Source organism: Massilia sp. Dwa41.01b (genome assembly GCF_014171775.1).
Taxonomy (GTDB): Bacteria; Pseudomonadota; Gammaproteobacteria; order Burkholderiales; family Burkholderiaceae_D; genus Telluria.
This window is the reverse complement of the sequence record NZ_CP050454.1, coordinates 2,359,031-2,383,716: the sequence shown is the minus strand read 5'-3', so window position 1 is coordinate 2,383,716 and position 24,686 is coordinate 2,359,031. Positions and strand designations below refer to the sequence as shown.

22 protein-coding genes, 1 tRNA gene and 3 pseudogenes are annotated in these 24,686 nt (G+C 65.9%); 7 read left to right on the top strand and 19 right to left on the bottom strand.

What is annotated here, in order from left to right:
- Positions 1 to 258: 258 nt before the first annotated feature.
- The 5 genes from G4G28_RS10905 to G4G28_RS10885 form a co-directional block, all read right to left on the bottom strand.
- Positions 259 to 819: a hypothetical protein gene (locus G4G28_RS10905; RefSeq protein ID WP_182988278.1), complete on the bottom strand. Its 561-nt coding sequence runs from the start codon at positions 817 to 819 to the stop codon at positions 259 to 261.
- Between the two features lie 9 nt (positions 820 to 828).
- Entirely contained in the window at positions 829 to 1,350 is a 522-nt protein-coding gene (locus tag G4G28_RS10900) for a thymidine kinase (protein WP_374011313.1), read from the bottom strand.
- 92 nt (positions 1,351 to 1,442) lie between these two features.
- Positions 1,443 to 2,009 (bottom strand): sugar O-acetyltransferase, encoded by a 567-nt coding sequence (locus G4G28_RS10895; RefSeq protein ID WP_183108361.1) that lies wholly within the window; start codon positions 2,007 to 2,009, stop codon positions 1,443 to 1,445.
- Positions 2,006 to 4,255 (bottom strand): penicillin acylase family protein, encoded by a 2,250-nt coding sequence (locus G4G28_RS10890; RefSeq protein ID WP_183108360.1) that lies wholly within the window; start codon positions 4,253 to 4,255, stop codon positions 2,006 to 2,008. The genes G4G28_RS10895 and G4G28_RS10890 overlap by 4 nt, the downstream gene beginning before the upstream one ends.
- Positions 4,256 to 4,299: 44 nt before the next feature.
- Complete coding sequence (locus G4G28_RS10885) at positions 4,300 to 5,088, bottom strand: hypothetical protein (protein WP_182988274.1); 789 nt, start codon at positions 5,086 to 5,088, stop codon at positions 4,300 to 4,302.
- 233 nt (positions 5,089 to 5,321) lie between these two features.
- Here G4G28_RS10885 and G4G28_RS10880 point away from each other — a divergent pair, with 233 nt between their 5' ends.
- The gene (locus G4G28_RS10880) at positions 5,322 to 5,693 is read left to right on the top strand and encodes a hypothetical protein (protein WP_182988273.1); all 372 of its coding nucleotides are present in this window, start codon (positions 5,322 to 5,324) and stop codon (positions 5,691 to 5,693) included.
- 81 nt (positions 5,694 to 5,774) lie between these two features.
- Positions 5,775 to 5,948 carry a PEP-CTERM sorting domain-containing protein gene (locus tag G4G28_RS10875; RefSeq protein ID WP_182988272.1) on the top strand — a complete coding sequence of 58 codons (174 nt, stop codon included), beginning with the start codon at positions 5,775 to 5,777 and terminating at the stop codon, positions 5,946 to 5,948.
- A gap of 74 nt (positions 5,949 to 6,022) precedes the next feature.
- On the opposite strand, the gene G4G28_RS10870 is transcribed toward G4G28_RS10875, so the two are convergent.
- The 4 genes and pseudogenes from G4G28_RS10870 to G4G28_RS10850 form a co-directional block, all read right to left on the bottom strand.
- A tRNA-Leu gene (locus G4G28_RS10870) sits at positions 6,023 to 6,109 on the bottom strand.
- Positions 6,097 to 7,264 (bottom strand): annotated as a pseudogene (locus G4G28_RS10865) (methyl-accepting chemotaxis protein); the annotation flags it as partial. The gene G4G28_RS10870 and the pseudogene G4G28_RS10865, both read right to left, overlap by 13 nt.
- Positions 7,265 to 7,323: 59 nt before the next feature.
- Positions 7,324 to 8,256 carry a hypothetical protein gene (locus G4G28_RS10855; protein WP_183108358.1) on the bottom strand — a complete coding sequence of 311 codons (933 nt, stop codon included), beginning with the start codon at positions 8,254 to 8,256 and terminating at the stop codon, positions 7,324 to 7,326.
- Positions 8,257 to 8,279: 23 nt separating this feature from the next.
- Complete coding sequence (locus G4G28_RS10850) at positions 8,280 to 9,086, bottom strand: TorF family putative porin (protein WP_229424999.1); 807 nt, start codon at positions 9,084 to 9,086, stop codon at positions 8,280 to 8,282.
- A 391-nt stretch (positions 9,087 to 9,477) separates the two neighbouring features.
- Here G4G28_RS10850 and G4G28_RS10845 point away from each other — a divergent pair, with 391 nt between their 5' ends.
- Entirely contained in the window at positions 9,478 to 10,098 is a 621-nt protein-coding gene (locus tag G4G28_RS10845) for a PEP-CTERM sorting domain-containing protein (protein ID WP_182988268.1), read from the top strand.
- A 189-nt stretch (positions 10,099 to 10,287) separates the two neighbouring features.
- A pseudogene (locus tag G4G28_RS29050) lies at positions 10,288 to 11,700 on the top strand (PepSY-associated TM helix domain-containing protein).
- A 58-nt stretch (positions 11,701 to 11,758) separates the two neighbouring features.
- On the opposite strand, the gene G4G28_RS10835 reads toward G4G28_RS29050, so the two are convergent.
- Together G4G28_RS10835 and G4G28_RS10830 are read right to left on the bottom strand one after the other, a co-directional pair.
- Entirely contained in the window at positions 11,759 to 11,956 is a 198-nt protein-coding gene (locus G4G28_RS10835) for a hypothetical protein (protein ID WP_182988267.1), read from the bottom strand.
- Between the two features lie 43 nt (positions 11,957 to 11,999).
- On the bottom strand, positions 12,000 to 12,404 hold the full coding sequence (locus G4G28_RS10830) for a hypothetical protein (protein ID WP_182988266.1): 405 nt from the start codon (positions 12,402 to 12,404) through the stop codon (positions 12,000 to 12,002).
- A gap of 133 nt (positions 12,405 to 12,537) precedes the next feature.
- On the opposite strand from G4G28_RS10830, the gene G4G28_RS10825 reads away from it, so the two are divergent.
- On the top strand, positions 12,538 to 13,539 hold the full coding sequence (locus G4G28_RS10825; protein ID WP_183108459.1) for an SOS response-associated peptidase: 1,002 nt from the start codon (positions 12,538 to 12,540) through the stop codon (positions 13,537 to 13,539).
- 40 nt (positions 13,540 to 13,579) lie between these two features.
- On the opposite strand, the gene G4G28_RS10820 is transcribed toward G4G28_RS10825, so the two are convergent.
- From G4G28_RS10820 to G4G28_RS10805, 4 genes are all read right to left on the bottom strand, one after another.
- Positions 13,580 to 13,720 (bottom strand): hypothetical protein, encoded by a 141-nt coding sequence (locus tag G4G28_RS10820; protein ID WP_182988263.1) that lies wholly within the window; start codon positions 13,718 to 13,720, stop codon positions 13,580 to 13,582.
- A gap of 309 nt (positions 13,721 to 14,029) precedes the next feature.
- Positions 14,030 to 15,217 (bottom strand): right-handed parallel beta-helix repeat-containing protein, encoded by a 1,188-nt coding sequence (locus tag G4G28_RS10815; RefSeq protein WP_182988262.1) that lies wholly within the window; start codon positions 15,215 to 15,217, stop codon positions 14,030 to 14,032.
- Between the two features lie 532 nt (positions 15,218 to 15,749).
- Positions 15,750 to 17,276 carry a right-handed parallel beta-helix repeat-containing protein gene (locus tag G4G28_RS10810; protein ID WP_182988261.1) on the bottom strand — a complete coding sequence of 509 codons (1,527 nt, stop codon included), beginning with the start codon at positions 17,274 to 17,276 and terminating at the stop codon, positions 15,750 to 15,752.
- A gap of 367 nt (positions 17,277 to 17,643) precedes the next feature.
- Positions 17,644 to 18,831 (bottom strand): right-handed parallel beta-helix repeat-containing protein, encoded by a 1,188-nt coding sequence (locus tag G4G28_RS10805; RefSeq protein WP_182988260.1) that lies wholly within the window; start codon positions 18,829 to 18,831, stop codon positions 17,644 to 17,646.
- A gap of 246 nt (positions 18,832 to 19,077) precedes the next feature.
- Here G4G28_RS10805 and G4G28_RS10800 point away from each other — a divergent pair, with 246 nt between their 5' ends.
- Positions 19,078 to 19,437 (top strand): DUF1566 domain-containing protein, encoded by a 360-nt coding sequence (locus G4G28_RS10800; protein ID WP_229424997.1) that lies wholly within the window; start codon positions 19,078 to 19,080, stop codon positions 19,435 to 19,437.
- Between the two features lie 779 nt (positions 19,438 to 20,216).
- Here the strand turns inward: G4G28_RS10800 and G4G28_RS10795 are convergent.
- The 4 genes and pseudogenes from G4G28_RS10795 to G4G28_RS10785 form a co-directional block, all read right to left on the bottom strand.
- Positions 20,217 to 20,831: a type 1 glutamine amidotransferase domain-containing protein gene (locus G4G28_RS10795; protein ID WP_183108357.1), complete on the bottom strand. Its 615-nt coding sequence runs from the start codon at positions 20,829 to 20,831 to the stop codon at positions 20,217 to 20,219.
- Positions 20,832 to 21,077: 246 nt separating this feature from the next.
- On the bottom strand, positions 21,078 to 21,665 hold the full coding sequence (locus G4G28_RS28210; RefSeq protein ID WP_308602473.1) for a M20/M25/M40 family metallo-hydrolase: 588 nt from the start codon (positions 21,663 to 21,665) through the stop codon (positions 21,078 to 21,080).
- A gap of 32 nt (positions 21,666 to 21,697) precedes the next feature.
- The gene (locus G4G28_RS28205; RefSeq protein ID WP_308602221.1) at positions 21,698 to 22,183 is read right to left on the bottom strand and encodes a hypothetical protein; all 486 of its coding nucleotides are present in this window, start codon (positions 22,181 to 22,183) and stop codon (positions 21,698 to 21,700) included.
- Positions 22,184 to 22,754: 571 nt separating this feature from the next.
- Positions 22,755 to 23,890 (bottom strand): annotated as a pseudogene (locus tag G4G28_RS10785) (metallophosphoesterase).
- Positions 23,891 to 24,108: 218 nt separating this feature from the next.
- Here G4G28_RS10785 and G4G28_RS10780 point away from each other — a divergent pair.
- On the top strand, positions 24,109 to 24,576 hold the full coding sequence (locus G4G28_RS10780) for a glycine zipper domain-containing protein (protein WP_182988257.1): 468 nt from the start codon (positions 24,109 to 24,111) through the stop codon (positions 24,574 to 24,576).
- The last annotated feature ends 110 nt before the right edge of the window (positions 24,577 to 24,686 follow it).

Below are 24,686 nucleotides of genomic sequence, written 5' to 3'. Positions count from 1 at the left end.
CTGCCAGGCACTCAAAATCCGGATGGCAACTTCCTGCTGCCGCTCCGGACCGGCGCCGGATACCAGTGGTATCGACGGCGAGCGAACCCATTCTACAGGATGACGCAAGCGCGCAGAGCCGCAAGATACGCTTGCGCGGCGCCGGATTAAGGCTGGCTTAAGGGCACGCCGCGAAAAATTTTATGAACGGAAATAGAGTCGATGCCACTCGGTCAAGAGCGCCCCGCCCAGGCCAGGCCGTTGCGGCGCCGCGGCCGGCTACAGGAACGGCAAAACGCCGCGTCCCCAGTACAGGCCGGCCACGGCAGCGCCGACCAGCAGCCAGGGCCAGGAACGCGCCGCCAGGCGCCAATCCACCGGGGACGGCCAGAACGACAGGAACTGTGGCGCGAGCAAAACGGCCAGCAGCAGGTCGAGCGGCATGAAATGCCAGCCCGGGCGAGTGCGCCAGGCGGCGACGCCCAGCGGCAACAGCAGGATGAGCAAGGGTGCCAGCGCCGCCGGCGCCGCGTTGTACCAGCGCAGGTTGGCAAAGCTGACCGAGCCGAGCTCCCAGACCTTCCCCTTGCGCTTGGGGAAGAGGTCGATGGCGACCGGTTCGGCATTGGTGAGCAGGCCCACGCCGAAATGCGCCAGCTCGTGGCACAGGGTGCCGGGTGCGGTCAGCAGGAAGAACGCCGGATGGGCACTGCTGAGCATCCAGAACAGGAAAGCGAGCGCGGCCGACGGAACCAGGTAGAGCAGGATGTCGCTCAGCGCTGCGCCATGGCTGCACAGGAACGCAGGCAGCACGGCCGTGCAGGCCGCCAAGGCGCTCATTTCAGATGTTCAGCCAGCGTAGAAGCAGCGGCCGCAAGCCTGGCGGTAGCTCTCGTTGCCGCCAATGCTGACCTGCTCGCCCTCGCGGATGCGGCGCCCTGCCGTGTCGACGCGGATGTTCATCGTCGCCTTCTTGCCGCAGGTGCAGATGTTCTTGATTTCCTCGATGTCGTCGGCCAGCGCCAGCAGGTAAGCCGAGCCGGGGAACGGTTCGCCGCGAAAATCGCTGCGCAGGCCGTAGCAGATCACGGGCACGCCGCGCACTTGCGCCAGCTGGTGCAATTGCTGGACCTGGACGGTGGTGAGGAACTGGGCTTCGTCGACCAGCACGCAGGCAACGGCCGGGGCCTGGGCCAGGAAATCGGTGTGCGCGTCGAAGGTGTCGACCTCGCGCTGGGCGCCGAGACGCGAGGTGATCAGGCCGACGCCGTAGCGGTTGTCGATCGCGGCGGTGTAGAGCTTGACCTGCTGGCCCTGCTCTTCATAATTGTGTGCCACTTGCAGCAGCGCCGTCGACTTGCCGGCGTTCATCGCCGAATACCTGAAATAGAGTTTTGCCACTGCCTGCCCACGCCGAAAGAGAATCGCGAAATTATAGCGCGGCGGCAATCACCGGCGCCAGCTCAGCCGTTGTCCTTCTTGCCCACGGCGCGCGCCGGATTGCCGACGACAGTCGCGCCCGCCGGCACGTCGCGCGTGACGACGCTGCCGGCGCCGACGATGGCATCGTCGCCGATCGTCACGCCCGGCAGGACGATGGCGCCGCCGCCGATCCAGACATTGCGGCCGATGGTGACGGGCACGCCGCGTTCCAGGCCGCTGCGGCGCACATCGGGCTCGCGCGGGTGGTCGGCCGTGTAGATCTGCACGGCCGGCCCGATACGGGTGTCGTCGCCGATGGTCACGCGCGCCGTGTCCAGGATCACGCAGTTGTAGTTGAGGAAGACGCCGGTGCCGAGGTGGATGTTGAAGCCGTAGTCGCAGTAGAACGGCGGACGCAGCATGGCGCCCTCGCCCACCGCGCCGAGACGCTCCGCTGCCAGCGCATGCCAGGCGGCGGCCGGTTCGCCGATCGCCGCGTTATAGCGCGCCAGCCAGGCCGCGCAGGCTTCCAGCTCGACCTGCAGCTCGGGCGCGCTCGGGTGGTAGAGCTCGCCGGCTGCCATCTTGTCCTTTTCGCTGCGCGTCATCGCGTCTCCCGTTGGCCGGGGTGGTATTTGCGCTCGAGCTGCTTCTCGATGTCCTGCTTGTAGAACAGCACATCCTTGAACTCGCCGCGGCTGTACATCTCCGCCTGGTCGGCGAAATGCTTCGAGGCAGGGTTGCCGCTCTGCCCGCCCGCGAGAATGCTTTTCGCGCGCAGCTTCGGGCCGAACTCGACGACGGCGACAAAACTGTTGCCGCGGTCGCCATAAATCCGTTTCGTCTTCTGTTTGGCCACCATGCCGAAGGACGCCAGCGAACCCCAGGTGGCCGAGGTGAAGGCGACCGGGTAGCTCGGTTTGCTGTCGTCGTATTGCTGGTCGATGGCGCCGCTGGTGCGCTGGAAACGGTTGATCTCGCCCCAGGGCGTTTGCCAGGTGCCGAAGTCGGCCGTCAATTTCGTCGTCGCCCGTTCCAGCGCGCCCAGGCGTTCGCCGGCGCCAATGCGCGTGGTGATGTAGTCCACGGTCGGCAGGCCGGCCGCGCGTGCCTGCGGGACCGCGGCGGCCACCATCTCCTGGCCCCAGTAGACGGCGAGCGAGGTCGGCACGGATGCTGCGCCAAAGCGCAGGTCCCAGCCGCGCAGGGCCGCCACTTGCGGCGCCAGCGCCGCCTTGCGCGGGTCGCTCGCCGGCAGGGCTTCGAAGTCGCGCACCAGCTGGGGCACCAGCGGCTCGAAAGCCGTGAGATAGCTGTCGTAGGCGGTGGCGATCAGGCTGTCGAGCGTGAGCCCTTTCGCGTCTTTCAGCACGCGTTCGGCGTGGACGCCGCGCGCGTTCTCAGGCAGCGACCACATGTAGGCCGGGTAGTCCTGGCGTTTCGGGCTGTTCGCGCCGGAGGACGAGAACGGCCAGTTGTTCGTGTTCGAGATGTAGCCGCTGGCCGGATTGAACAGCGTGATCGTGTCCTTGATATCGTGCAGGCCCTGCCATTCGGTGGCGGGGTTGCTGCCGTCCACGGGTTTGGTCCAGTCGAAGCGCGGGTCGCGTTTCGGGATGAAGTTGCCGTGGAAGTAGGCAATATTGCCGTCGCCGTCGGCATACACGGTGTTGTTCGAGGAATTCGTGCGCAGCTCCATCGCCTTGTAGAAGGCGGCGTAATTCTTCGCCTTGGTGCGCGAGTAGGACTGGGTCAGCGCCTTGACCGGCTCGTCCATCATTCTGACGGCCACCCACTTGCCGTTCTCGCTGCGGATGATGGGGCCGTGGTGGCTGAACCAGGCCGTGACGGTGCGGCTGGCCATTGTTCCGTCAGCCTGCTTGTAGGGTAGCGTGACCGGCACGGCGCGCATCGCGCGTTCCCCGTCGCCGTACTTGTAGAAGACCTTGCCATCGCGCTCCGTCACGGTTTCCAGGTATTCGTCGATGACGTCGCCGCCGCCTGAGGTGTGCATCCAGCCGGCGCGCTCGTTGAAACCCTGGTAAATGAAGAACTGGCCCCAGGTAACGGCGCCATAGGCATTCAGGCCCTCGTCGCTCACCATGTGGATTTCAGGGCGGAAGTAGAAGGAGGTGTGCGGATTGATCAGGAGCAGCGGGTGGCCTGATTTGCTCAGCTTCGGCGCGATGGCGAAGCCATTCGAGCCGCGCGGCTCCTCGTCGTGCACGTTGCGGTTGTCGGCAAGCTTCGGTTCGCCGCGCCCCCCGTAGAAGGCTTCCAGGTCTTTCAGCGCGATCTCTTCGATGTCGCCGCCGATGCTGCCTTCGGAAAAAGCAAGCGCCATCCAGGGCTCGAAGCGCGTGATCAGCTTCGGTTTGACTTCCGGATGGGTGTGCAGGTAGAAGTTCAGGCCGTCGGCGAAACCGACCATCAGCTGTTTCAGCCAGGCCGGGCTGGCGGCATACTTGGCCTGCAGGTCGCTTGGGGTGATGTAGAGCTTCATGCGCAGGTCGCGCCAGATTTCGCGCTCGCCCTCGACTTCGGCCAGGCGCCCCATCGCGTTGATGTAGTTCATTTCGACGCGGTTGAAATCGTCCTCGGCCTGGGCGTACAGCATCCCGAAGACGGCATCGGCATCCTTCTTGCCGAACACGTGGGGAATGCCCCATTTGTCGCGCAGGATGGTCACGCGCGCCGCGCTCTTGCGCCAGCGGGCCAGGTCGGCGGAGGCAGGCGCTTCCCGCTTTGCCAGCGGGGCGGTCCCGGCCAGCGCGGTGGATGGAGCGAAGGCGGGAACGAAAGCGGCCAGGGTGGCGCCGAACAGCGCCGGTGACAGGTAGCGGGACAGCGACATGCGTGATCTCCTTTGTTGTTGTCGTTCGAGGCCGGCCCCTGGCGTCAAGCCCCGGCGGCGGCCAGCTTCTGCTTGAGGATGTCGTTCTCGGTCAGCAAGGTGGCAAGCCGGTCCTTGAGCGAGGCAATCTCGGCGCGCAGGGCCAGCTTTTCGTCGACCGGCTCGCCGTCCGGCCCCAGCTTCTTCGGCTTGCTGGCCATCTTCTGCTCGCGCACCTGGCGCGCGGCCTGCTGCAACTCCTTGCGCCCGCCCGCCACCGCGGCGATCTGCATTTCCTGCGGCAGCTGGGCAACGTTCGCCGCCGCGTTGATCGAGATGGTGCCGCTGCGCACCGCCTCGACCAGCTGGGGCGTGGCCGCCTTCTGGATGCGTTCGATCTGGCTGATGGTGTTGCTCGACACCCGCGCCGCCTTGGCGACTTCCTCGCGCGTGTTCCAGGGCGGCGGCGGCCGGCTGTCCATGTCGTCCGGGTTTGGTGCGGGCGGTTCGTCGGCCAGCTTCTGGGCCATGCGCGCGCTGACGATTTCCTTCTTGCGCAGGGCCAGCAAACCGCGCTGGAAGTCCGACACGCTGCGCCGCGCCAGGTGGTTGTCGATCATCCACAGCATCACGTCCTCGATGGACGCGAAGTTGTTGTTCTGGACGGTGCGGAATTCGATGCCGTGCCTGCGGCAGATGTCGTAGCGGTTATGGCCGTCGATCAGGGTGTCGCCCCAGAGCACGAGGGCGTCGCGGCAGCCCTCGGCCAGCAGGCTGCGCTCGAGCGCGGCGTATTCGATGTCGGTCAGCGGGTCCACGAAGGCCCGCAGCTGGTCGTTGATGGTGATGTTCAATGTCGTTCCTTGTACTTCTTCCGGTGGCGCCCTGCTGATGCTTGCGCCGGGGAGCATGCTACACCATTCGCTGGCTCGGCCGTAGCCGAATGCCGTGCCCCGCTGTCGACGAAACTGACAGCGGGACACCGCCGGCGACGACGCGGCCGCATAAATAATTGATACTAAAAGTTAATTTTCTGTTGGCACGAAGGTTGCTCCACGACGTGGCTCAACCACAAAGGACAACAATCATGCTCAAAAGACTTTTCGCCTTTGCAGCCACCGCCCTGTTGTCGCTCAACGCATCAGCCAGCTACGTGCAATGGAACGTCAGCAGCCCCGAACTGTACGGTTATATCGTCCAGAACGAAGAAGACTTGTCGATAGCCTACTTCGACCTGACTGTCGGCAATGCCAATGAGAGCGTGCATAATTTTTCACCAAACGGCTATTCGGATATCGAGCGGGTCAGTGCGCGCTACAACAACCGCGGACCGTCGCTGTTCGAGATCGGCGACGAAGACACGGAAGGCTTGTCTTACCATATCTGGTTTAACTTCTCCGGGACAAATTCGCCAGATACGTTCCGCTTCATTTCGTACTATTCATTCAAGCAAGTCTGATCGCCTTTTCCTTGGTACACGCTCCAGCCGAACGTGCGCTACCCGTCCGGGTATGTCACCCGTGGCGAGGTGGATCCTGGCATGGTTGCGATGCTCGACTGGTACTTGGAAAACACGGATGGGGAGCGCTACAACGACCTGTTGCGTCACGTTGTGCCGAAGCAGCATGCTATTGCTGAGCCAGCGAGCCTGGCCCTCTTCGCCCTGGGTGCTGCAGGCCTGGCTGGATGTTCGCGCCGCCGGAAAACGGCATGAGGGCACGCGGGCGATTGTGCTTGTGTGAGGCCACTGCCGTGCTGCACCGCACCGCGCGCGGGGCGCAGGCATGCTGGTGCCCGGAGCCGGGATCGAACCGGCACGCCATTTCTGGCACGGGATTTTAAGTCCCGGGTGTCTACCAGTTTCACCATCCGGGCAGCGGCCGCGATTCTAGCACAGGCGCAGGGAAATCAGGATCAAAGGTGCAACATTGCCCGGCGGCGCGAGGGCGACGGACGAAAAAAACGGGGCGCGTGCGCCCCGTCGATGGTACCGGCTGCCGCGCGCTCAGCGCGCCGGCAGCGCCAGCGGTGCCGGGTCTGCCCTGCCCGCTGGCGGCTGCGCCGCGTCGATGCGGAACTCGCCAACGAGCGCCACCCGGGGTCGCGGCCTGCTGCTGCAGGCTTTCCGTGGCCGCCGAGGCCTGCTCGACCAGGGCCGCGTTCTGCTGGGTCACGTCGTCCATCTGACCGATGGCGCTGTTGACCTGGCCGATGCCGTTGCTCTGCTCGACGCTGGCCGCGCTGATCTCGCTGACGATGTCGCTCACGCGGCGCACGCTCTCGACCACCTGGCGCATCGTCTCGCCGGCTTCGGCGACCAGCATCGAGCCCTCGCCGACCTTGTCGACCGAGTCGCCGATCAGGCCCTTGATTTCCCGGCAGCAGCGGCGCTGCGCTGGGCCAGGTTGCGCACCTCGCTGGCGACGACGGCAAAGCCGCGGCCCTGCTCGCCCGCCCGTGCCGCTTCCACGGCCGCGTTCAGGGCGAGGATATTGGTCTGGAAGGCAATGCCGTCGATGACGGAAATGATGTCGACGACCTTGCGCGACGACATCTCGATCGAGGCCATGGTCTCGACCACCTGGCCGACCACCTCGCCGCCACGCTGGGCAACGCTGGACGCGGACTCGGCCATCTGGTTGGCCTGGCGCGCGTTGTCGGCGTTCTGGCGCACGGTCGAGGTCAGTTCTTCCATCGATGCCGCCGTTTCCTCCAGCGCGCTGGCCTGCTGCTCGGTGCGGGCCGACAGGTCGGCGTTCCCCGGCGGATCTCGCCGCTGGCCAGGGCCACGCTGTCCGAACTCGTACGTACGCGGCTGAGTACGCCACGGATCTTGGCCACGAAGCCATTGAAGCCGGCCGCAATGATGGCCAGTTCGTCCCTGCCGCGCACTTCCAGGCGCGCGCTCAGGTCGGCATTGCCGCCGGCCAGGCCCGACATCGCCGTGGCGAGCGTGCGCAGGGGACGCATCATGCGGTTCAGCAGCGTCACCTGCAGGAAAGCTGCCAGCAGCGCGCAGGCGACCGAGACCAGTGCTGCGTAGGTGGCCAGCTCGCGCGCCGATGCGGTGGCGACTGCATGCGGGAAGCTCAGCGCCACCGCCCAGGGTGCCATGCCGGGGCCGACACGCAGCGGCTGCAGCAGGCGCACGGTGTTGGTGGCGTCGACGAATTCATAGGGCTTGCCCGGCGAATGCTCTCCAGTGCCGCTTCGGGGATGTCGGCCGCCTTCTTGCCCAGGCGCGCCGCGTCCGGGTGGCTGGCGTACAGGCCGCCGTTCGAGACCAGGGTCAGCACGCCACCCTCGATCACCTTCATGTCGCCCAGGATGGCGCCCAGGGTCGCCACCTGGAAGTCGGCGCTGACGGTGCCCTTGAAGCCGCCGTCCATGATGACCGGCGCGACCATCGAGGCCATCAGCACGTCCTTTCCGTTGATCGGATACACGTAGGGCTCGGTGAAGTGCTTCTTGCCGCTTGCCTTCGGGATGTCATACCAGTCGTTCGCGCCGGGCGTGGTCGTGAACACGATCGGCTCGATGCCGATGCCGCCATTCGCAGCCCGCGTGTAGTAAGGCATGTAGCGGCCGCTGTCGTCGTAGTGCGGCTTCTTGCCCGCATACTCGGCGTCCTTGCCGTCGTAGGCATTCGGCTCGAAGGTGACGGCCGCACCGATCAGGTCGGGCGAACCGAGCACCAGCGAGCGGGTCATTTCGCCGATCTGCTCGCGCGCCAGCGCGTGACCGGCGCCGTGGGTTGTGCTGAGCTGGCTCGCGAGCGTATCGACCGCGGCGAAGTTGGCGCCGATGCGCGCCTGCAGCACGCCGGCCGCTTCGCGCGCCGAGGTGCGCGCCAGTTCCATCGCGACCCGTTCGGCCGACGCGCTGTTCTTCACGGCGATGAAGCTGGAAGTCAGGACCAGGCTGAGGATACCGAGGGCGGTGGCGCTGGCGCAGATGCGCGCGTTCAGCGACAGCGTGGAAAGGAAGGCGAAGCGGCGTGGCTTGGATGCTGTGGTGTTCATGATCGTATCAAGGTGGGAGACGTTCAGAAGGTCCGCGTCAGGCTGACGACGAAGGTATTCTTGGCCGGGTTCGAAAAGGCAATGTGCCCGGACGTGTCCGGCACGCCCGTGGTGTAGCTGTCGTAGGCGTGGGTGGCGCCGAATGCACGGGTGAAGGCGGCGGCGCCGCTCCAGCCGCCCGTGAACTTGCGCGTCACGCCGATCTTGACGTCGCGCCAGTTCCAGTAATCGTTGCCGGCGCCGGCGACGCGGCCCTCGCCCGCATGCAGGTTGAGCGTGGTGGCGTGGCCGAGGTCGACGTTCGCGCCACTGTCGAGGTAGCCGGTGCCGCGCGCATTCGTGATGCCGAAGAAGTCGCGCGTGAAGGTGACGTTGTACTTGGCGTAGAGCGCCTTGTAGGCCAGGCCGGCCGACACTTCGCCGTAGTTGAAGCGGGTGCCGGTCGCCTTGATCAGCGCGCCCGGGTAGGCGTAGTAATAGGCCATCAGGCTGACCCCGAGCGGACCGGCGGTGCCGCTGTAGCCGCCGTACAGGTCGACCTCAAACCTCGCGCCCTCGACATAGCGGCGGCTGACGTTCGAGGCCCAGGCACCGGCCGACCAGCCGCTTGCGTGCGCATAGTCGACCCCGGCCTGCGCCGCCGGCTTGCCCCAGGTCTGGCGAAAGCCGCGCGAGACGTACTGGGAGGCGATGGTGGTGTTGAACGACAGGGGCGAGACGACTTCCGTCGTCGGCGTGGGGGTATCGGCTTCCGTGGCGAAGGCGGGAGCGCCGAGAAATAACAGGGCAAGCCACGCGTACGGCATGCGCTGATGTGCGGTCGTGTTCATGGTGGTGGGGGTAGGCGCGGTAGCGCTGCAGGAGAAGAAAGAAAGAAAGAATTCCGTGAGGCAAATTTCTTGAGCGAATTTTAGAACGGCGCGCTAGCCAATCCGCGCTTTCATGGCAGGATGAAAATCGCTTTTTCTCGCCTCTGCTTCATCCGCGCAACACTGTGAATCTTGTGTCATGCGCGCCTGACAAGGAGTGTGGCAAGGGCGGCATGACAGGCTGACAAACCCACTCTGCGCAATGGCTGGGCGTCCAGGTGTCGGAAATATTGACACCCCGGTGCACCGGGCCATCCCGGGCGCCGCTAAGTCCTTGATACCGATGGTTTCCGGACTGGTGGCATGGCCGTTGCTTGAAAACAGCCGTCTTTCCCCACGCCCTCAGGCAGCCATGATCAAGAAACTGATTGCACTGGCAGCGACCACGCTGTTTTCCCTCGACGCATCCGCAGGCTATATCCAGTACGACCTCAGCGGGAATGGCATCTCCGGCTACGTCGTCCAGCACGACGACGACCATTCGATCGCCTTCTATCAGATCTTCATCGACACCGAACGGGCCTATGCGCGCTTCGCCGCCGCACATGGCGAAGACAACATTACGGGCGCCACTACCCGGTTCGGCGATGGCGGCCCGACGAATTTCGCCGCCTTCGACAGCCTGAGCCGGGTCTATGTCTACAACATCGCCCTCGACTACCAATCCACCGGCAGCGCAGGCGTGTACCGCTTTTCGGCGCGCTACTCCCAGCGCGAGCATCCGGAGTACGCGAACGACCCGTGGGCCGGAGAGCTGGTGCCACTGGCCCTGCGCTTTAGCGGTACCGCGCGCGTGACGGCGGTCGACCCCGGCCTGGTGAATTTCATCGACGGCGAAGGCGGTTATCCCGATGGACTGACGCGTCTCGTGCCCGCGCCCGTCGCCGTGCCGGAACCGGCCGGCCTGGGTCTGCTCGGGCTGGGCCTGGCGGCGCTGGCCGCGGCCCTGCGCAGGCGCAGCCCGGCACGCTAGGGGAAGTCCTCCCGCGCCGGCCTGCTTGCCTGGACCGGCGCGGCGCGCGTGCCAGGCGTCGTTTGCGCACCCCTGCGTGTGCGCAAACGACGCCGTCGCGGTCCTGGCGATACCCACGTCGCTTGCTGCGTCCGGGCACGCGACGGCGATGGCAGCCCTGCCCGCGGCTCGGCGGCGCCGCTCATCCGTATGGCGCGCTACGATGGTGGGCGCCTGGCCGGTGCGCCAATGCGCCGCGGCCAGCCATTCGACGAGGACACGATGACGACCAATGCGATGCCTTTCACCCCTGCCCTCGGGGCACGCCGCCGCAGCCTCTACCTGCGCGTGCACGGCTGGGCGGCACTGATCGCCTCGCCTTTCATCCTGCTCGCCACCCTGACGGGGCTGCTGTACATCTTCACGCCCCAGTTCGAGGCGCGCCTGTACGCGTCGCTGGAGCGGGTGACGCCCGCCGGCCCGATGCGCGCCCTCGAGCTGTCCTTGGCCGCAGCCGAGGCCGCCGCACCCCACGGGTATCGGGTGCGCTCGGTCTTGCTCCCGGCAAGTCCGGGGCGCGCGCTCGAGGTGCTGATGGCGCCAGGGGGCGCGGGTGCGGCGCACGCACACCACGGCGGCGCACCGGCAGCAGCGCCGTCGGGCCCGCTGACCGTCTTCGTCGATCCGTACACGGCGCGCGTGCTGGGCACCCAGGCACCCGACGCACGCCTCGCCGAGGGGGCGCGCAGGCTGCATTCACGCCTGCTGCAGGGGAGACGGCTGGCGCTGGATGATCGAACTGGCCGCCAGCTGGCTGCTGGTCATGCTCGTCACCGGCGCCTGGCTGTGGTGGCCGCGGCCGGGGCAAACGGGCCTGCCGCGTGCGGGCAAGACAGGCCGGGCCGCCTGGCGTCAGTGGCATGCTGTTTCCGGCGTCGCACTCGGCGTGCTGAGCCTCGTCATCGTCGCCACCGGTATCACCCGGAGCCAGTACGCGGGCGTGCAGGTGCGCAAGTTGCGCGATGCCGCCGGCCAGGCCTCGCCCCAGGCGCCGCGCCACCTGCATTCGACCCCCACAGGCGCGCCGCCCCTCGGCTGGGAAGCGGCATCGCGGCGCGCGCAGTCGCTCGCCGCCCCGGCGCGCCGCTTGCTCTCAAGCTCAGCCCACCCGAAGGTGCGCACGGCGTCTGGCACGCGACAAGCAGCGACACGGCCCGGCCACTTGCGCGCTTCGACCTGCTGTTCGACGCCTACAGCGGCACGCTGCTGTACCGCTCGGGCTGGAGCGAAGCCACCGCCTTCGGCCAGGCAACGGCGCTCGGCATCCCTTTCCACCGCGGCGAGTTCGGACTGTGGAACCAGTTGCTGCTATTGCTGTTCGGCCTGGGCGTGCTGTTTTCGCTGGTATCGGGCTGGGTGATGTATTTCAAGCGCATGCGCCCGGCCGGGCTCGGCCTGCCGGCGCTCCTGCCCGGCGCCTGGCGCGCGGCCTCGCCGCTGGCGCTGCTCACCGCGGCCGGGCTGTGCGCGCTGATGCCGCTGCTGGCGCTGTCCGGCGCCATCCTGCTGGTGCTGGAAGTGTTGCTATTCAAGGGAGGACGGCGCGCGGACTTGCCGGCCTGAGCCGCTGTAAACGCGCGGCAGGGCCGGGCGCACGGCGGCTTCAATGGGGACAGCGGCCTCAGCTGCCCTGGTAGATCAGCACCGCGCACGCGGCCGCGCCGAGCACCAGCAAGCCATACAGGAAATAGCGCATCGCCGTCGCCAGGCCGGTGACGGCCTTGTTCGCATCCTCGTTCAGCATGCCGCGTTTGCGGCTGCCGTTGAGCAGCATGGCAATGAAGAGGAAGCCGAGGAACAGCAGCAGGACAAACTTCATCGGTGGCCTTTCATGTTCGCCCCGGCGTGCGTGGCAGGGTGTTTCAGGTGTGGGCCAGCGCCAGTGCGAGCGCCACGATGGACACGACGACCCCCGCGGCGGCCACGAAACCGACCAGGTTCAGGCGCTCGCGTGCCGCTTCCATCTTCGCAATCAGCTGGGCGTTCTGGTCGGCCAGTTCGGTGATCAGGCGCGATGCGTCGCGCACCTGCCCATGCAGCTGGGCCATGGTCGCCTCATGCTGCTCGATACGCGCGGCCAGCAACGCGATGTCTTCCTCGGGCGGCAGGTGGGCCATCGCCTCGCCGAGGTCGGGCTGCGGCGCCGGGCCGGGCTTCCTCCCGACAGTGTCCCACAGCCTGCGCGCACCGTTGGCCACCTGCGGCGCGGCCGCGATCACATCGCTCCAGGGAACGGACTTCAATACCTTCAGCCAGGGTAGCGCCATCTCGACTCCTTCTCTTCCCGATCTCGATCCCATCATTGGGAACAGGCTTCAGGATAGCACCGGTGCGCAGGCGGGGCGTTCCGCAGCCGCGTCGCGTGCCGTGCGCTCGGGGGTTTTGCAGTACCATGATCCCATGTGTGGACGATTTGACCAGAGCCAAACGGCCCGATACTACGCCAACGTCTTCGGCTGGGCCGATGCCGTGTACGACAGCGAGTCCGCGCCCGCCTATAACGTGTCGCCAGGCACCTACCGCCCCTTGATGCACATCCAGGACGGCGAGCGCCGCATCGACGACGTTTTCTGGAGCTACCGTGCCAAGTGGGCGGAAGGCAAGCTGCCGATTTCGATCAATGCGCGGCTCGACAAGCTCACCAACCGCTACTGGAGCCGCCTGCTGAAGAACGGGCGCGCAATCGTGGCGGCCGAGGGCTGGTACGAATGGACGGGCGAAAAAGGCAAGAAGCAGCCCTGGCATATCCACCGCAAGGACCGCGCGCCGCTGTTCATGCTGGCGCTGGCCAACTTCGGGCCCTATGAGGAAAACCGTGCCGAAGCCGGGTTCGTGCTGGTCACCGACGCCGCCGGCGAAGGCATGCTCGACATCCACGACCGCCGCCCGGTGGTGCTCAGCGCGCAGGACGCTGCACTCTGGCTCGATCCCGCACTCCCGCCCGAAGGCGCCCTCGAACTCGCCCGCAATGCTGCGCTGCCGCCCGATGCCTTCGAATGGTTCAAGGTGACGCCCGAGGTCAACCGCGCGGGGGCGAACAGCCCGCAAATGGCAACACCGATGCCGGGTAAACCTGCGCCTGGGAGCACAACCGCAGGCCATGCGCCGGCGGACTGCCGCGATGGCGCCGACCGGCCAGGTTCCCCGGTGCGGGACTTACTCGAGGATCGTCAGCAGCGCCACCAGTCCCAGCGACAGACCGATGATGACGCCCGCGCGCTGGCGCAGGCGCTCGCCGCGTTCGAGCACTTGCTTGGCGACACGCCGGCGCGGACGCAGCGGGCCAGTTTCGGTGTCATGTGCTTGTTGCGTATCTTGTTTCATATTCATCTCTACGATATCCATGGGGCGTCCCCGAAAGTGCGGAAAATGTGGATGCTGGCCGTTGCGGGCCGCTGGTAGCCTGGCGTGCTCGGGCGCGACGATTGCTCGTCGGCCGAGCTCAGGCAAGCCGGGCGAGATGCTCGGAGAGAGACTTGCGCATGCGCCCCTGCGGGCGGCCGCAAAAGACAACGGCGCGGGCAAGCGCCGCGCCGTCGAAGGACGTAAAACCGAGGAACTTGTGTTGCAGGTTGCGTGACATGCCAGGTACCGTGTTCGATCCGCCTCAGGAGCGCCGGCCCGCAGCGCGGCGCCACCGGGACGTCCGCCCCGACCTGCGACTTGAAAGAATTGATTCTACACGAAGCCCCTCGCTCTACAAGACGCATTTGTGGCACAGGTCTGCGCGGGATCAACACCACGGCCATTGCGGGCCAAAATGCCCGCGCCCGCGCGCATCCGGAGCGAAAAAAACCCGCACAGCGCAAACTGTACGGGTTTCATGTGGCGCGAAGCCTGGCATCCGGCGCCGGGGCGGCGACCGTGCTGGTCGCCGCCCCTGGACTACGCTTTAGTGCTGGTAAGCGCCGATGTCGAAGCCGGTGCTCGCGTTACGTGCGCGGCCATCGATGTCGGTGGTCGGTGCGTAGGTGCTGAGACCACGGCCGATCACAGGCGAGCTGGTGCTCGGCTTGAAGTTCGGCATGGCGGCGGTACGCGAGTAGCCGGCCAGCAGCGGCTCGGTGGTCAGGGTGCCGGTGTGCTGCAGGCCATTGCGCAGCTGCCAGTTGTAGGTCGTGTTCTTGTAGACCAGGTTGTTTTTATAGGTGTTGGCGCTGCCGGTCTTGCCCTGCTCCGAGATGCCGTACTTGTTGTCGTAGACGATGTTGTTGTGCACGTGGACGTTGTTGGCACCAGCGGTCGTGAAGTAATAGTCGCCGCCGCCGACGATGATGCCGAATACCGAGGAGCTCACCGTGTTGTTGATGATCTTGACGTTCGTCGCATCGTGCCACAGGTGGATCGCTGCCGAACCGACGCGGTAGACGACGTTGTTCTTGATCGAGCCCGAGGTGCTGTGATAAATGCCCTGGACATAGGTGCAGCCTGCAGGGCCGATGTCGTGCACGACGTTACCGATGACATCACCCATCACGCCCTTGTAGTAGCTGTCGACGCCGATGGCCGAACCGCCTGCGCTCGAGCAAGGAATCGTGGTGGCGGTGTGGTGCACGTGGTTGCCTTCGATGACGTTGTACGAACCGCCCGTGTAGATACCCAGGGTCCACTTGGTACCGCTCTGGATCTTCGAACCGTCGACTTCGAAGCCGACGATGCTGACGTAGTTGCCGCGGTTGTCCCAGGCGTTCTTGTTGACCGAGCTTGCCGGCGGCACGATCTTCGCGCCCCACTTCGTCGTCGACACCCAGTAGATACGGGCCGTCGCGGTGCCGTTGCCGGTGGTCTTGAAGCCGCCGGCATAGGTGCCCGGAGCGACGAACACGGTCGTGCCCGGCTTGATGGCGGCCTTGGCGGCGCGGGCCAGGGTCTTGAATGGCGCGGCCTTGCTGCCTGCTGCGGTATCCGAGCCGGTCGGCGACACATAATAGTTATAGGTCGTGGCCGGGATGGTGGCGTTCACGGTACCGCCAGGGGTGGCGGTCAGGCTGTCGTAACCGGTCAGGGTGACGCTGGCTGCCGAGGCGGCGGTGGCGCTGAAAGCGATGGCGATGGCGGCGAAGAGGGCTTGCTTTTTCATGAGGAAATTTCCTAGCGTAAAAAGTGAATACGTAACCTTTGAGGGTAGGAAACTTCCTTAGTTCAATCTTTTCTCAAATAAATTTTCTAGGAGTATCAAAGGCTTAAAGGAAATTTCCTGTGGGATACCGAACATCGGGATTCTGGACGATTGTTAAATCCAGGGAGATATCCGACGGCGAAGCGGCGTCGCCCTCGATGCCGGAACGCTCCACCGCAGCGCGGTCAGCCGGTGTCTGCAGAGCGGGCCATGGCTCCGGGAAACGACTCGGTTCTGTGTCGCATTGAATGCCTCGCCCACGGATCCAGGCGAAAAAAAGCCCGCGCAGCGATGGGCTGCGCGGGCAGTGCCCGAGATGGTCGGTCGCCGTGCTTAGAGCCTATCCCGGTAGTCCGGGGGAAAGCTGGTGGCGATGCATGGCAAGCGCGGGCAAGGCGCGAGGAGGCCGCATGGCTGGCCATGCAACGACGAGCAACGCAGCACGCGTTTGTCAGGCGCGCCAGCAGCGACTCCGGACTACCGGGATAGGCTCTTAGTGCTGGTAGGCGCCGATGTCGTAACCCGTCGAGGCGTTACGCGGGCGGCCGTCGATGTCGGCAGGCAGTGCATAGCTTGCAATGCCGCGTCCGATAACTGGCGAACTGGTGCTCGGCTTGAAGTTCGGCGAGGCGGCGGTTCGCGAGTAGCCGGCCAGCAGCGGATCCGACGAAATCGTACCGCTATGCTTCAGGCCATTGCGCAGCTGCCAGTCGTAGGTCGTGTTCTTGTAGACCAGGTTGTTCTTGTAGCTGTTGGCGCTGCCTGTCTTGCCCTGCTCCGAGATGCCGTACTTGTTGTCGTAGACGATGTTGTTGTAGACAGCAACATTGTTCGCGCCTGCCGAGGTGAAGTAGTAATCGCCGCCACCGACGATGATGCCAAAGACCGACGAGCTCACCGTATTATTGACGATCTTGACGTTGTTTGCATCGTGCCAGAGGTGGATCGCTGCGGAACCCACGCGGTAGACCACGTTGTTCATGATGGTGCCGGACGTGCTGTGATAGATGCCCTGGACATAGGTGCAGCCGGCCGGGCCGATGTCGTGCACGACGTTACCGATGACATCGCTCTTCACGCCCTTGTAGTAGCTGTCGACGCCGATCGCCGAACCGCCCGCGCTGCTGCAGGCGATGGTGGTGGCGGTATGGTGCACATGGTTGCCTTCGATGACGTTGTACGAACCGCCGGTATAGATGCCCAGCGTCCACTTGGTACCGCTACGGATCTTCGAACCGTCGACTTCGAAGCCCACGATGCTGACGTAGTTACCGCGGTTATCCCAGGCGGTCTTGTTGGCCGAATTTGCCGGCGGGACGATCTTCGCGCCCCACTTCGTGGTCGACACCCAGTAAATACGCGCATTGGCCGTACCGTTGGCCGTGGTCTTGAAACCACCGTCGTAGGTACCGGGTGCCACGAACACGGTCGTGCTTGGCTTTAGCGCCGCCTTGGCCGCACGTGCCAGGGTCTTGAACGGGGCTGTCCTGGTGCCGGCAGCGGTATCGGAGCCGGTCGGCGACACATAATAATGGTAGGTGGTGCTCGGCGTGGCGAGCGGTGCGCCGGGTGCGATGGGCGTCGGGCCTGGCGCCGGCGGCGTCGGGGTCGGCGCAGGCGGCGGGGCTGGCGTCGGAGCTGGCGCGGGCGGTGGCGTGGGCGTCGGTTTGGGAGCGACCGGTGGCGGCGATACGCGCTTGCGGTATTCGTCGGTTTGCTTGAGGCGGGCTTCGACCTGCGCGATCGTCATCCCGCGGCCCATCAGCCTGGTCCAGTAGGCCAGGCTGGCACTGTCTGGCATACGGTGCAGCAAGGTGCGGTAAGCATCGACAACCTGGCGTGCAGCTGGGGACCGGTAGGCAGCGGAGTAGCCGGCGGAGGCTGTGCCCTCGCCGTCCGTCGGGTAACGATCGGCAGCCTGCGTGGCCGTGGCGGCGCACAAGCTGAGCATGGCGGCAGCGGTGGCACGGGTGACCGGATTGAGGCGGAACGAGCTTACTGCGGTGAGGTGCTTTTTCATGCAAATTTTCCTGACGTATTGAGTGAATGCGTAATCTTTGAGGTGCAGAAACTTCCTAAGTTCAAAGGTTTCTTGGAAATATTTCCGCGGATTATCATGGCCACAAATGTAGTTTCCGAGTAGAAATCACCCGCGCAGGTGCGTTCGATGGCCGCCAACGGCCATCGCGGCGTCATCCCTGCGCGCGGTCGCCGGCATCGACAGACGAAAAAAAACCCGCGGGCCTGGCGGCGACGCGGGTGTAAACCGTGCCCGGGGCAGTCAGTAGACTGCTCAGGCGGCGGAAGGATGCGGGCAGCTCGGTGCCGCAGTGAGTGCTGGTGCTATTCAGGTACTCGGTGCTGTACCGGGCTGCCTGGTGCTTTGCTTAATGCTGGTAGGCACCGATGTCGAAGCCGGTGCTCGCGTTACGCGCACGGCCATCGATGTCGGTGGTCGGCGCGTAGGTGCTGAGACCACGGCCGATCACAGGCGAGCTGGTGCTCGGCTTGAAGTTCGGCATGGCGGCGGTACGCGAGTAGCCAGCCAGCAGCGGCTCGGTGGTCAGGGTGCCGGTGTGCTGCAGACCATTGCGCAGCTGCCAGTTGTAGGTCGTGTTCTTGTAGACCAGGTTGTTCTTGTAGGTGTTGGCGCTGCCGGTCTTGCCCTGCTCCGAGATGCCGTACTTGTTGTCGTAGACGATGTTGTTGTGGACGTGGACGTTGTTGGCACCAGCGGTCGTGAAGTAATAGTCGCCGCCGCCGACGATGATGCCGAACACCGAGGAGCTCACCGTGTTGTTGATGATCTTCACGTTCGTCGCATCGTGCCACAGGTGGATCGCTGCCGAACCGACGCGGTAGACGACGTTGTTCTTGATCGAGCCCGAGGTGCTGTGATAAATGCCCTGGACATAGGTGCAGCCGGCAGGGCCAATGTCGTGCACGACGTTACCGATGACATCACCCATCACGCCCTTGTAGTAGCTGTCGACGCCGATGGCCGAACCGCCTGCGCTCGAGCAAGGAATCGTGGTGGCGGTGTGGTGCACGTGGTTGCCTTCGATGACGTTGTACGAACCGCCCGTGTAGATACCCAGGGTCCACTTGGTACCGCTCTGGATCTTCGAACCGTCGACTTCGAAGCCGACGATGCTGACGTAGTTGCCGCGGTTGTCCCAAGCGTTCTTGTTGACCGAGCTTGCCGGCGGCACGATCTTCGCGCCCCACTTCGTCGTCGACACCCAGTAGATACGGGCCGTCGCGGTGCCGTTGCCGGTGGTCTTGAAGCCGCCGGCATAGGTGCCGGGAGCGACGAACACGGTCGTGCCCGGCTTGATGGCGGCCTTGGCGGCGCGGGCCAGGGTCTTGAATGGCGCGGCCTTGCTGCCTGCTGCGGTATCCGAGCCGGTCGGCGACACATAATAGTTATAGGTCGTGGCCGGGATGGTGGCGTTCACGGTACCGCCGGGGGTGGCGGTCAGGCTGTCGTAACCGGTCAGGGTGACGGTGGCTGCCGAGGCGGCGGTGGCGCTGAAAGCGATGGCGATGGCGGCGAAGAGGGCTTGCTTTTTCATGAGGAAATTTCCTAGCGTAAAAAGTGAATACGTAACCTTTGAGGGTAGGAAACTTCCTTAGTTCAATCTTTTTGCGAATAAATTTTCTTGGAGTAATAAAGAATCAAAACAGTTTATTCCTGTGAAATCGAACACTTCCATGATCCATGTCGTGTCTGGAGCGCCAACGGCGGCAACTAAAACGAAGAGCCCGGTGTCATACGAATAACCAGTCACGGACGCGCGAGGACAACGATGGGCATTTATATGCAATTACGAGAAACACTGAAGGAAGGCGAACTGTATGCCGGTGTCATCCTTGGTAAGGATGGCGCGCCCGACCACCACCTGATTCTCCTGCCCGGCGACGCCGCCGATGTCAGTTGGCCCGGTGCGCTTGACTGGGCAGGCAGCCAGGGTGGCGAATTACCGAACCGGCGCGAACTCTCGCTGCTGTTCGCGAACCTGCGCGAAGAGTTCGCGCGCGAATGGTATTGGTCTGCCGAACCGCACGAAACCCGTTCCCAGCTGGTCTGGGGGGAGAATTTCGCCAGCGGCATCCAGACCGTCTATGGCCGACCCTTCCGTGGCCACGCACGGGCGGTCAGACGGGTAGCAATCGAATAGGGAGGCCGCCGCGGCGCATGCAGCGGCGGTACCGCTTCCCATGCTGCGTCATGGGTCACGAGCCGTGGCCTCTGTGTGTGAACGCCGATGCACGCCAGTCCAGGCCTGTGCTTGCACGACTGACAGCACCGGGAGTGCAGCTGGCCTGGCGTAGCGCCGCCCGGGTGGGCGCCGAGCCAGCCCGACGCTTGCCCAACTGGCGGGCCGGGCGATTTCGCGGCTCGAGCCATGCAGGGCCTGGGCGATGCGGGTGCTGCGCGGCTGCATGCCTGCACAGGCTGGGTCACAGGTGTGCGCGCCCCGGTGCTTGACGCCTCGACAGGCCGCGCCTCCAGCAGGCGCAGGCTTGGCAACGCGAGCGGAAGCAATGGTCGAGGCGCAGGCCACCAGCTACTTGCCGACGACGCGCGAGCGGATCGGCGTCGGCGCGCCGCTATGTCAGTCGCATGCAGTCGCATGCAGTCGCATGCAGTCGCACGGAGTCGCACGCGCAAGCACGCTGGCGTTGACGGGTGTGCGGTACCGAGCCCGCCCCTGCGCCGGCTCGCTATGCGGAAACGGCATCTCGGCCTGGGCAGACGGGGCAGCGGCACGCCACGCAGCGCCGCCCCTCCCTCCGCCGGTCTCGCAGGCAAGCCTTATACGGAGGCCGACCGTGCCTCGGCGGCGGACATGCGCTCGCCGCTCGACCGTGCCGCCATCACGCCCACACCCGGGAGGACCAGGCCGAGCACCGTGCCCAGCGATGGGCGCGGCATCCAGCGGCATGGCAGCGCTCGTCACGACGCTCGGCCCTCGCGCTGCGGATCCGAATGGTGGCGTTGGCGCAGCGCCGCCTTGCTGCCCGCGTTGCCCGCATACAAAGCGATCATTTCGCGGACAAAAGGCAGCATGTCCTGCGGTCCGCGGCTGGTCACCAGGTTGCCGTCGCGAACGACTTCCTGGTCGAGCCAGATCGCGCCCGCATGGATCATGTCGTCGCGTACGCCCGGCCATGAGGTGAGCGTGCGGCCCGACAGCAAGCCGCTCGATGCCAGCACCCAGGGGCCATGGCAGAGCGTTGCGATGGGTTTGCCCAGCAGATCGAAGGCGCGCACGAAGTCCCGCGCCTCGGCGGACTGGCGCAGCATGTCGGGGTTCATGAAGCCTCCCGGAATCAGGAGACCGTCGTAGTCGCGGGCGCTGACCTCGTCGACCGTGAAGTCGACCGGGATCAGGTCGGCAGGCTGGTGCAGGTTCATGCCGCGGATCTTGCCCGAGCGAAGGGAGATGATATCGACCTCGGCGCCGGCCGTGCGCAGCGCCGCGACCGGCGCCGTCAGTTCCACTTTCTCGAAGCCGTCCGCGGCGAGCACGGCGATACGCTGTCCAACCAGTTTCTTCCGTCCAGTCATGGTTTCCTCCGTTGAGATGTGTGCGGGGAGTCTACCCCAACGGCGGATAGGGCCGCGTACGGGTCGGCAGCGTTCGCGCAGGCATCAACACCGCCTGGTGGCGCTGCCTGCGCCACATGAGGCGTGCCGCCGCAGCCGGGCAGTCAGCGGGAAAACGAGGCCGGCACCACCGCGCGCCCGACCGGTTCCTCGATGTTGGCGAGGAACCACGCCGTCGCCGTCATCACTGCGACGTGGCGGCGCAGGTTATCCGGATCCACCTTGTCGAGCGTGTCGGCGGCGGTATGGTGGTAGTTGAAATAGGTCGAGTTGTCGATCAGCGGCGCGAAGCTTGGCACGCCCGCGCGCTCCAGACCCGACAAATCGCCGGTCGCGAGCGCATCCCTGGCGCTGGAAGACGCCGGCGCCGATCGGCTGCAAGGCCGCCTGCAGCGGCGCGAACAGGGGCGTGGACGCGGCCGGCACGCTGGCGTGCAGACCGAAGGGGCGGCCAGCCCCACTGTCACTTTCGATGGCACCCACGTGGCTGGCCGGATTCGCGGCGACACTGTCGAGGTAGGCGCGTGCGCCGCGGGTACCGTTCTCCTCGTTCATCCAGGCAATCATGCGAATCGTGCGGCGCGGCCGGTAGTCGAGTTTCTTCAGCGTCTCGAATACCGCCATCGCGCTGGCAACGCCGGCGGCGTCGTCATGGGCGCCGGTGGCCAGGTCCCAGGAATCGAGGTGGCCCGACACGACGACAATCTCGCCAGCCTTGTCGGACCCCGGCCAGTCGGCGATGACGTTGTAGCTATCGGCGTCGGGCAGGATTTTCGGCGTCAGCACCAGGCGCATGACGAGCGGGCCGCGCCTGGCCAGGCGGCTCATCAGCATTGCGTCCTCGACCGTGACGGCTGCCGCCGGAATGCGCGCGCCGTCCTGCAGGCCGGAGTTGCCGGTGTGCGGCAGGCGATAATTGGCGCCGCCCACCGAGCGCACCAGCGCCGCGGCCGCGCCCATCTCGGCGGCGATGCGCGGGCCATTGACGCGGTAGTTCGAGCCTGGCGATAGGCCTGGCCCGCCAGGCCGACGTCGGCCATCGCCTGGTCGAAGGGCACGTCGAAGAGCACGATGCGGCCATTCACTTCGCTTGCGCGCGCCTTGAGCTCCTCGAAACTCGATACCACGATCACCTCGGCGCGCAGGCCGGCCTCCGGCGTCGCGCCCGATCCGCCCAGCGCGGTCAGCACGACCCGCTGGCTGATGCCGGCCGGGCGGCCGCGGTAGTCGACCAGCTCGCCCGTCTCGAGCCCACGCACCCAGTGCGGCACCTTGACCGGCTGCAGCGTCACCTTCGCGCCCAGCGCGCGCATGGCCTCGGCCACTGGGTGACGGCAGCCGCCCCCCGGCCGAGCCGGAGAGACGCGGCCCGATCAGGTCGGTCATGTCCGCCATCCGTTCCCGGGCGTAATTGCTCTGCATCGCGGTATCGCGGATCCGCACCAGGGCCGCCGGGTCGTTGCCGGGACTGGCCGCCTGGGCGACGGAGGCGAACAGGGAGGCGGCCAGCAGGCCGAGGATGGGGGTCTTGATGCGATTCATGCGGACGGTCCTTCGAAGATGGCAGGAAGGGGCACGATAGCGCATTTGGCAACGTTTGGCTGTCTTTACATGCCTCGCGACAAGCTGCCGGGACAGGCTTGCTCAGCCCTGTCCGGCGGTCGCAAGCAGGCAGCCGTTGGGGTACCCGGGGCGAAGGCCACGCATGCAGCTGCACCCAAACTGCGCGCGACGACCGATACGCAGCCCCAGCCGAGCCGTGGGCGAAGGCCACGATGCGCAGCTCGGCGGAACCGCAGGCGGAGGCCACGCTACGCAGTCCCGGCCGAAGCGCAGGCGAAGACCGCTACACAGCCTCAGCCTGACCGCGGGCGTACGCCCGCGCTACGCGGCGACCAGGCGCACCAGCGTGATTTCCGACGGTGCGCCAAAGCGTTTGGGCGGTCCCCAATAGCCGGTGCCACGGCTCGTGTAGACCCAGAGCTTGCGCACGCGGTGCAGTCCGGCGACGAAAGGCTGCTGAAGCGGCACGAACAGGTTCCACGGGAAGAATTGCCCGCCGTGGGTGTGGCCCGACAATTGCAGGTCGAAGCCGGCTTCGGCCGCAGCAGGGCGCTGCGCGGCTGGTGCGCGAGCAGGATCCTGACAGCGACGTCGCCGGGCGCGCCGGCGGCGGCCAGTTGGGGGTCGCTGCGGTGCGCCGGGTTGAAATGGTGGGCGGAATAGTCGGCCACACCCGCGATCATCAGCGCGGCGCCGCCGCGGCGGCGCACCACGTGCTGGTTCAGCAGCACCGTCAGGCCGAGCCGGCGCACCTCGGCGATCCACTCGTCCGCGCCCGAATAATATTCGTGGTTACCGGTGACGAAGAACGCGCCGTCCGGTGCAGACAGGCGTGCCAGCGGCGCGGTATGCAGGGCCAGGCGCCCGACGCTGCCGTCGACCAGGTCGCCGGTGACGGCAATGGCGTCCGGACGCAGGGCGTTGACCCGGTTGACGATCGCGTTGAGGTAGGGACGCTTGATGGTCGGGCCCACGTGGATGTCGGAAATCTGGGCGATGGAATAGCCGTGCAGTGCTTCCGGCAGGCCCGCGATCGGTACGTCGACCTGCTTCACCTGCGCCACCCGGCGTGCATTGACGAAGCCGAGGAAGGTCACCAGCAAGGCCAGCAGGGGTACCGCCAGGGCGCTCCAGTAAGTGAGGCCGGGGTTCCCGAGACCGGCGATGCGCGCCAGCAGCAGCACGATGTCGCGCAGGAGGGTCGATACCAGCAGCGACGAAAACATCCCCATTGCCAGCAGGCCGAACCAGGCCAGCCCCTCCGACCAGCGCCGCCTGCGCAGCGACGAGGACAGCAGGCCCACGGGCACCAGCAGCGTCGACAGCAGCAGCAACATGGCGCCGCCGGCCATGCCCGCCGCGCCCAGGCCCATGTCAGGCATCAGGCGCACACCAATATAGACATGCAGGAGAACCAGCAGGACGAGGACGACGGCAAGATTGCGCAAGGCTGACATGTACGCTCGGGAAAAGTTGTTCTCATGCCTAGATGGGGCGGGCACGGCGGTCTGCAAGGGGCGGTCCGCGACGAGCGCCCGAATAATGTTACTGCGTCCGTACCACTTGTAATAATCTGTATAAGGACGTGGCCTTGCGGATGGGTCTCGCTATAGTTCATCCATGCCCGGACGTTGTCGCGATCATTCCGATCCCCGCCCCGGCAAAAGGAAAAGCCATGTTGAACAAAAAATGCTTTGGTGCGGTGATCCTGGCCGCGGCTGCCGTCTCGCCCTCGGCATTCGCCGGCGATCGCGGCGTCAATACGGCGGTCGGCGCGGTGCTGGGCGCAGCCATCGGCCATAGCGCCGGCGGCAGCGGCGGCGCCGTCGTCGGCGGCGTGCTCGGCGCTGCGGTGGGCAACTCGATCGGCGGCCACGATGACCGCCGCTACGGCGGCCGCGGCTATGCTTCGGTCGATTATTACCAGCCGGCCCCGGTGTACGTCCAGCCGCAGCCGGTCTACTACGAGCAGCCACGCCCGGTGTATTACGAGCAGCCGCGTTATTACCGCGGGTCGACCGTCGTCTACGTCGAGCCGCGCCACCGCCACCACAATCGTGGCTGGGACCGCGACGATCGCCGCGGCCGCGATTGGGACCGTGGCCACGACCGCGGCTGGGACCGCGACGGCTATCGCCGCTGATCCCTTCCACGGACATACCGGACGAGCCGCGTCAGCCGACGCGGCTTTTTTTTCGCCCTTCCCCTCCCCGCCGCGTTCCGGCCATTTCCCTCCCCTCGGCTAGGCCCCTG

Coding starts and splice junctions, on each gene's coding strand:
- G4G28_RS10905 (WP_182988278.1), bottom strand. CDS start 819: ATGAGCGCCTTGGCGGCCTGCACGGCCGTGCTGCCTGCGTTCCTGTGC.
- G4G28_RS10900 (WP_374011313.1), bottom strand. CDS start 1,350: ATGAACGCCGGCAAGTCGACGGCGCTGCTGCAAGTGGCACACAATTAT.
- G4G28_RS10895 (WP_183108361.1), bottom strand. CDS start 2,009: ATGACGCGCAGCGAAAAGGACAAGATGGCAGCCGGCGAGCTCTACCAC.
- G4G28_RS10890 (WP_183108360.1), bottom strand. CDS start 4,255: ATGTCGCTGTCCCGCTACCTGTCACCGGCGCTGTTCGGCGCCACCCTG.
- G4G28_RS10880 (WP_182988273.1), top strand. CDS start 5,322: ATGCTCAAAAGACTTTTCGCCTTTGCAGCCACCGCCCTGTTGTCGCTC.
- G4G28_RS10875 (WP_182988272.1), top strand. CDS start 5,775: ATGGTTGCGATGCTCGACTGGTACTTGGAAAACACGGATGGGGAGCGC.
- G4G28_RS10855 (WP_183108358.1), bottom strand. CDS start 8,256: ATGAACACCACAGCATCCAAGCCACGCCGCTTCGCCTTCCTTTCCACG.
- G4G28_RS10850 (WP_229424999.1), bottom strand. CDS start 9,086: ATGAACACGACCGCACATCAGCGCATGCCGTACGCGTGGCTTGCCCTG.
- G4G28_RS10845 (WP_182988268.1), top strand. CDS start 9,478: ATGATCAAGAAACTGATTGCACTGGCAGCGACCACGCTGTTTTCCCTC.
- G4G28_RS10835 (WP_182988267.1), bottom strand. CDS start 11,956: ATGAAGTTTGTCCTGCTGCTGTTCCTCGGCTTCCTCTTCATTGCCATG.
- G4G28_RS10830 (WP_182988266.1), bottom strand. CDS start 12,404: ATGGCGCTACCCTGGCTGAAGGTATTGAAGTCCGTTCCCTGGAGCGAT.
- G4G28_RS10825 (WP_183108459.1), top strand. CDS start 12,538: ATGTGTGGACGATTTGACCAGAGCCAAACGGCCCGATACTACGCCAAC.
- G4G28_RS10820 (WP_182988263.1), bottom strand. CDS start 13,720: ATGTCACGCAACCTGCAACACAAGTTCCTCGGTTTTACGTCCTTCGAC.
- G4G28_RS10815 (WP_182988262.1), bottom strand. CDS start 15,217: ATGAAAAAGCAAGCCCTCTTCGCCGCCATCGCCATCGCTTTCAGCGCC.
- G4G28_RS10810 (WP_182988261.1), bottom strand. CDS start 17,276: ATGAAAAAGCACCTCACCGCAGTAAGCTCGTTCCGCCTCAATCCGGTC.
- G4G28_RS10805 (WP_182988260.1), bottom strand. CDS start 18,831: ATGAAAAAGCAAGCCCTCTTCGCCGCCATCGCCATCGCTTTCAGCGCC.
- G4G28_RS10800 (WP_229424997.1), top strand. CDS start 19,078: ATGCAATTACGAGAAACACTGAAGGAAGGCGAACTGTATGCCGGTGTC.
- G4G28_RS10795 (WP_183108357.1), bottom strand. CDS start 20,831: ATGACTGGACGGAAGAAACTGGTTGGACAGCGTATCGCCGTGCTCGCC.
- G4G28_RS28210 (WP_308602473.1), bottom strand. CDS start 21,665: ATGCGCCTGGTGCTGACGCCGAAAATCCTGCCCGACGCCGATAGCTAC.
- G4G28_RS28205 (WP_308602221.1), bottom strand. CDS start 22,183: ATGCGCGCGCTGGGCGCGAAGGTGACGCTGCAGCCGGTCAAGGTGCCG.
- G4G28_RS10780 (WP_182988257.1), top strand. CDS start 24,109: ATGTTGAACAAAAAATGCTTTGGTGCGGTGATCCTGGCCGCGGCTGCC.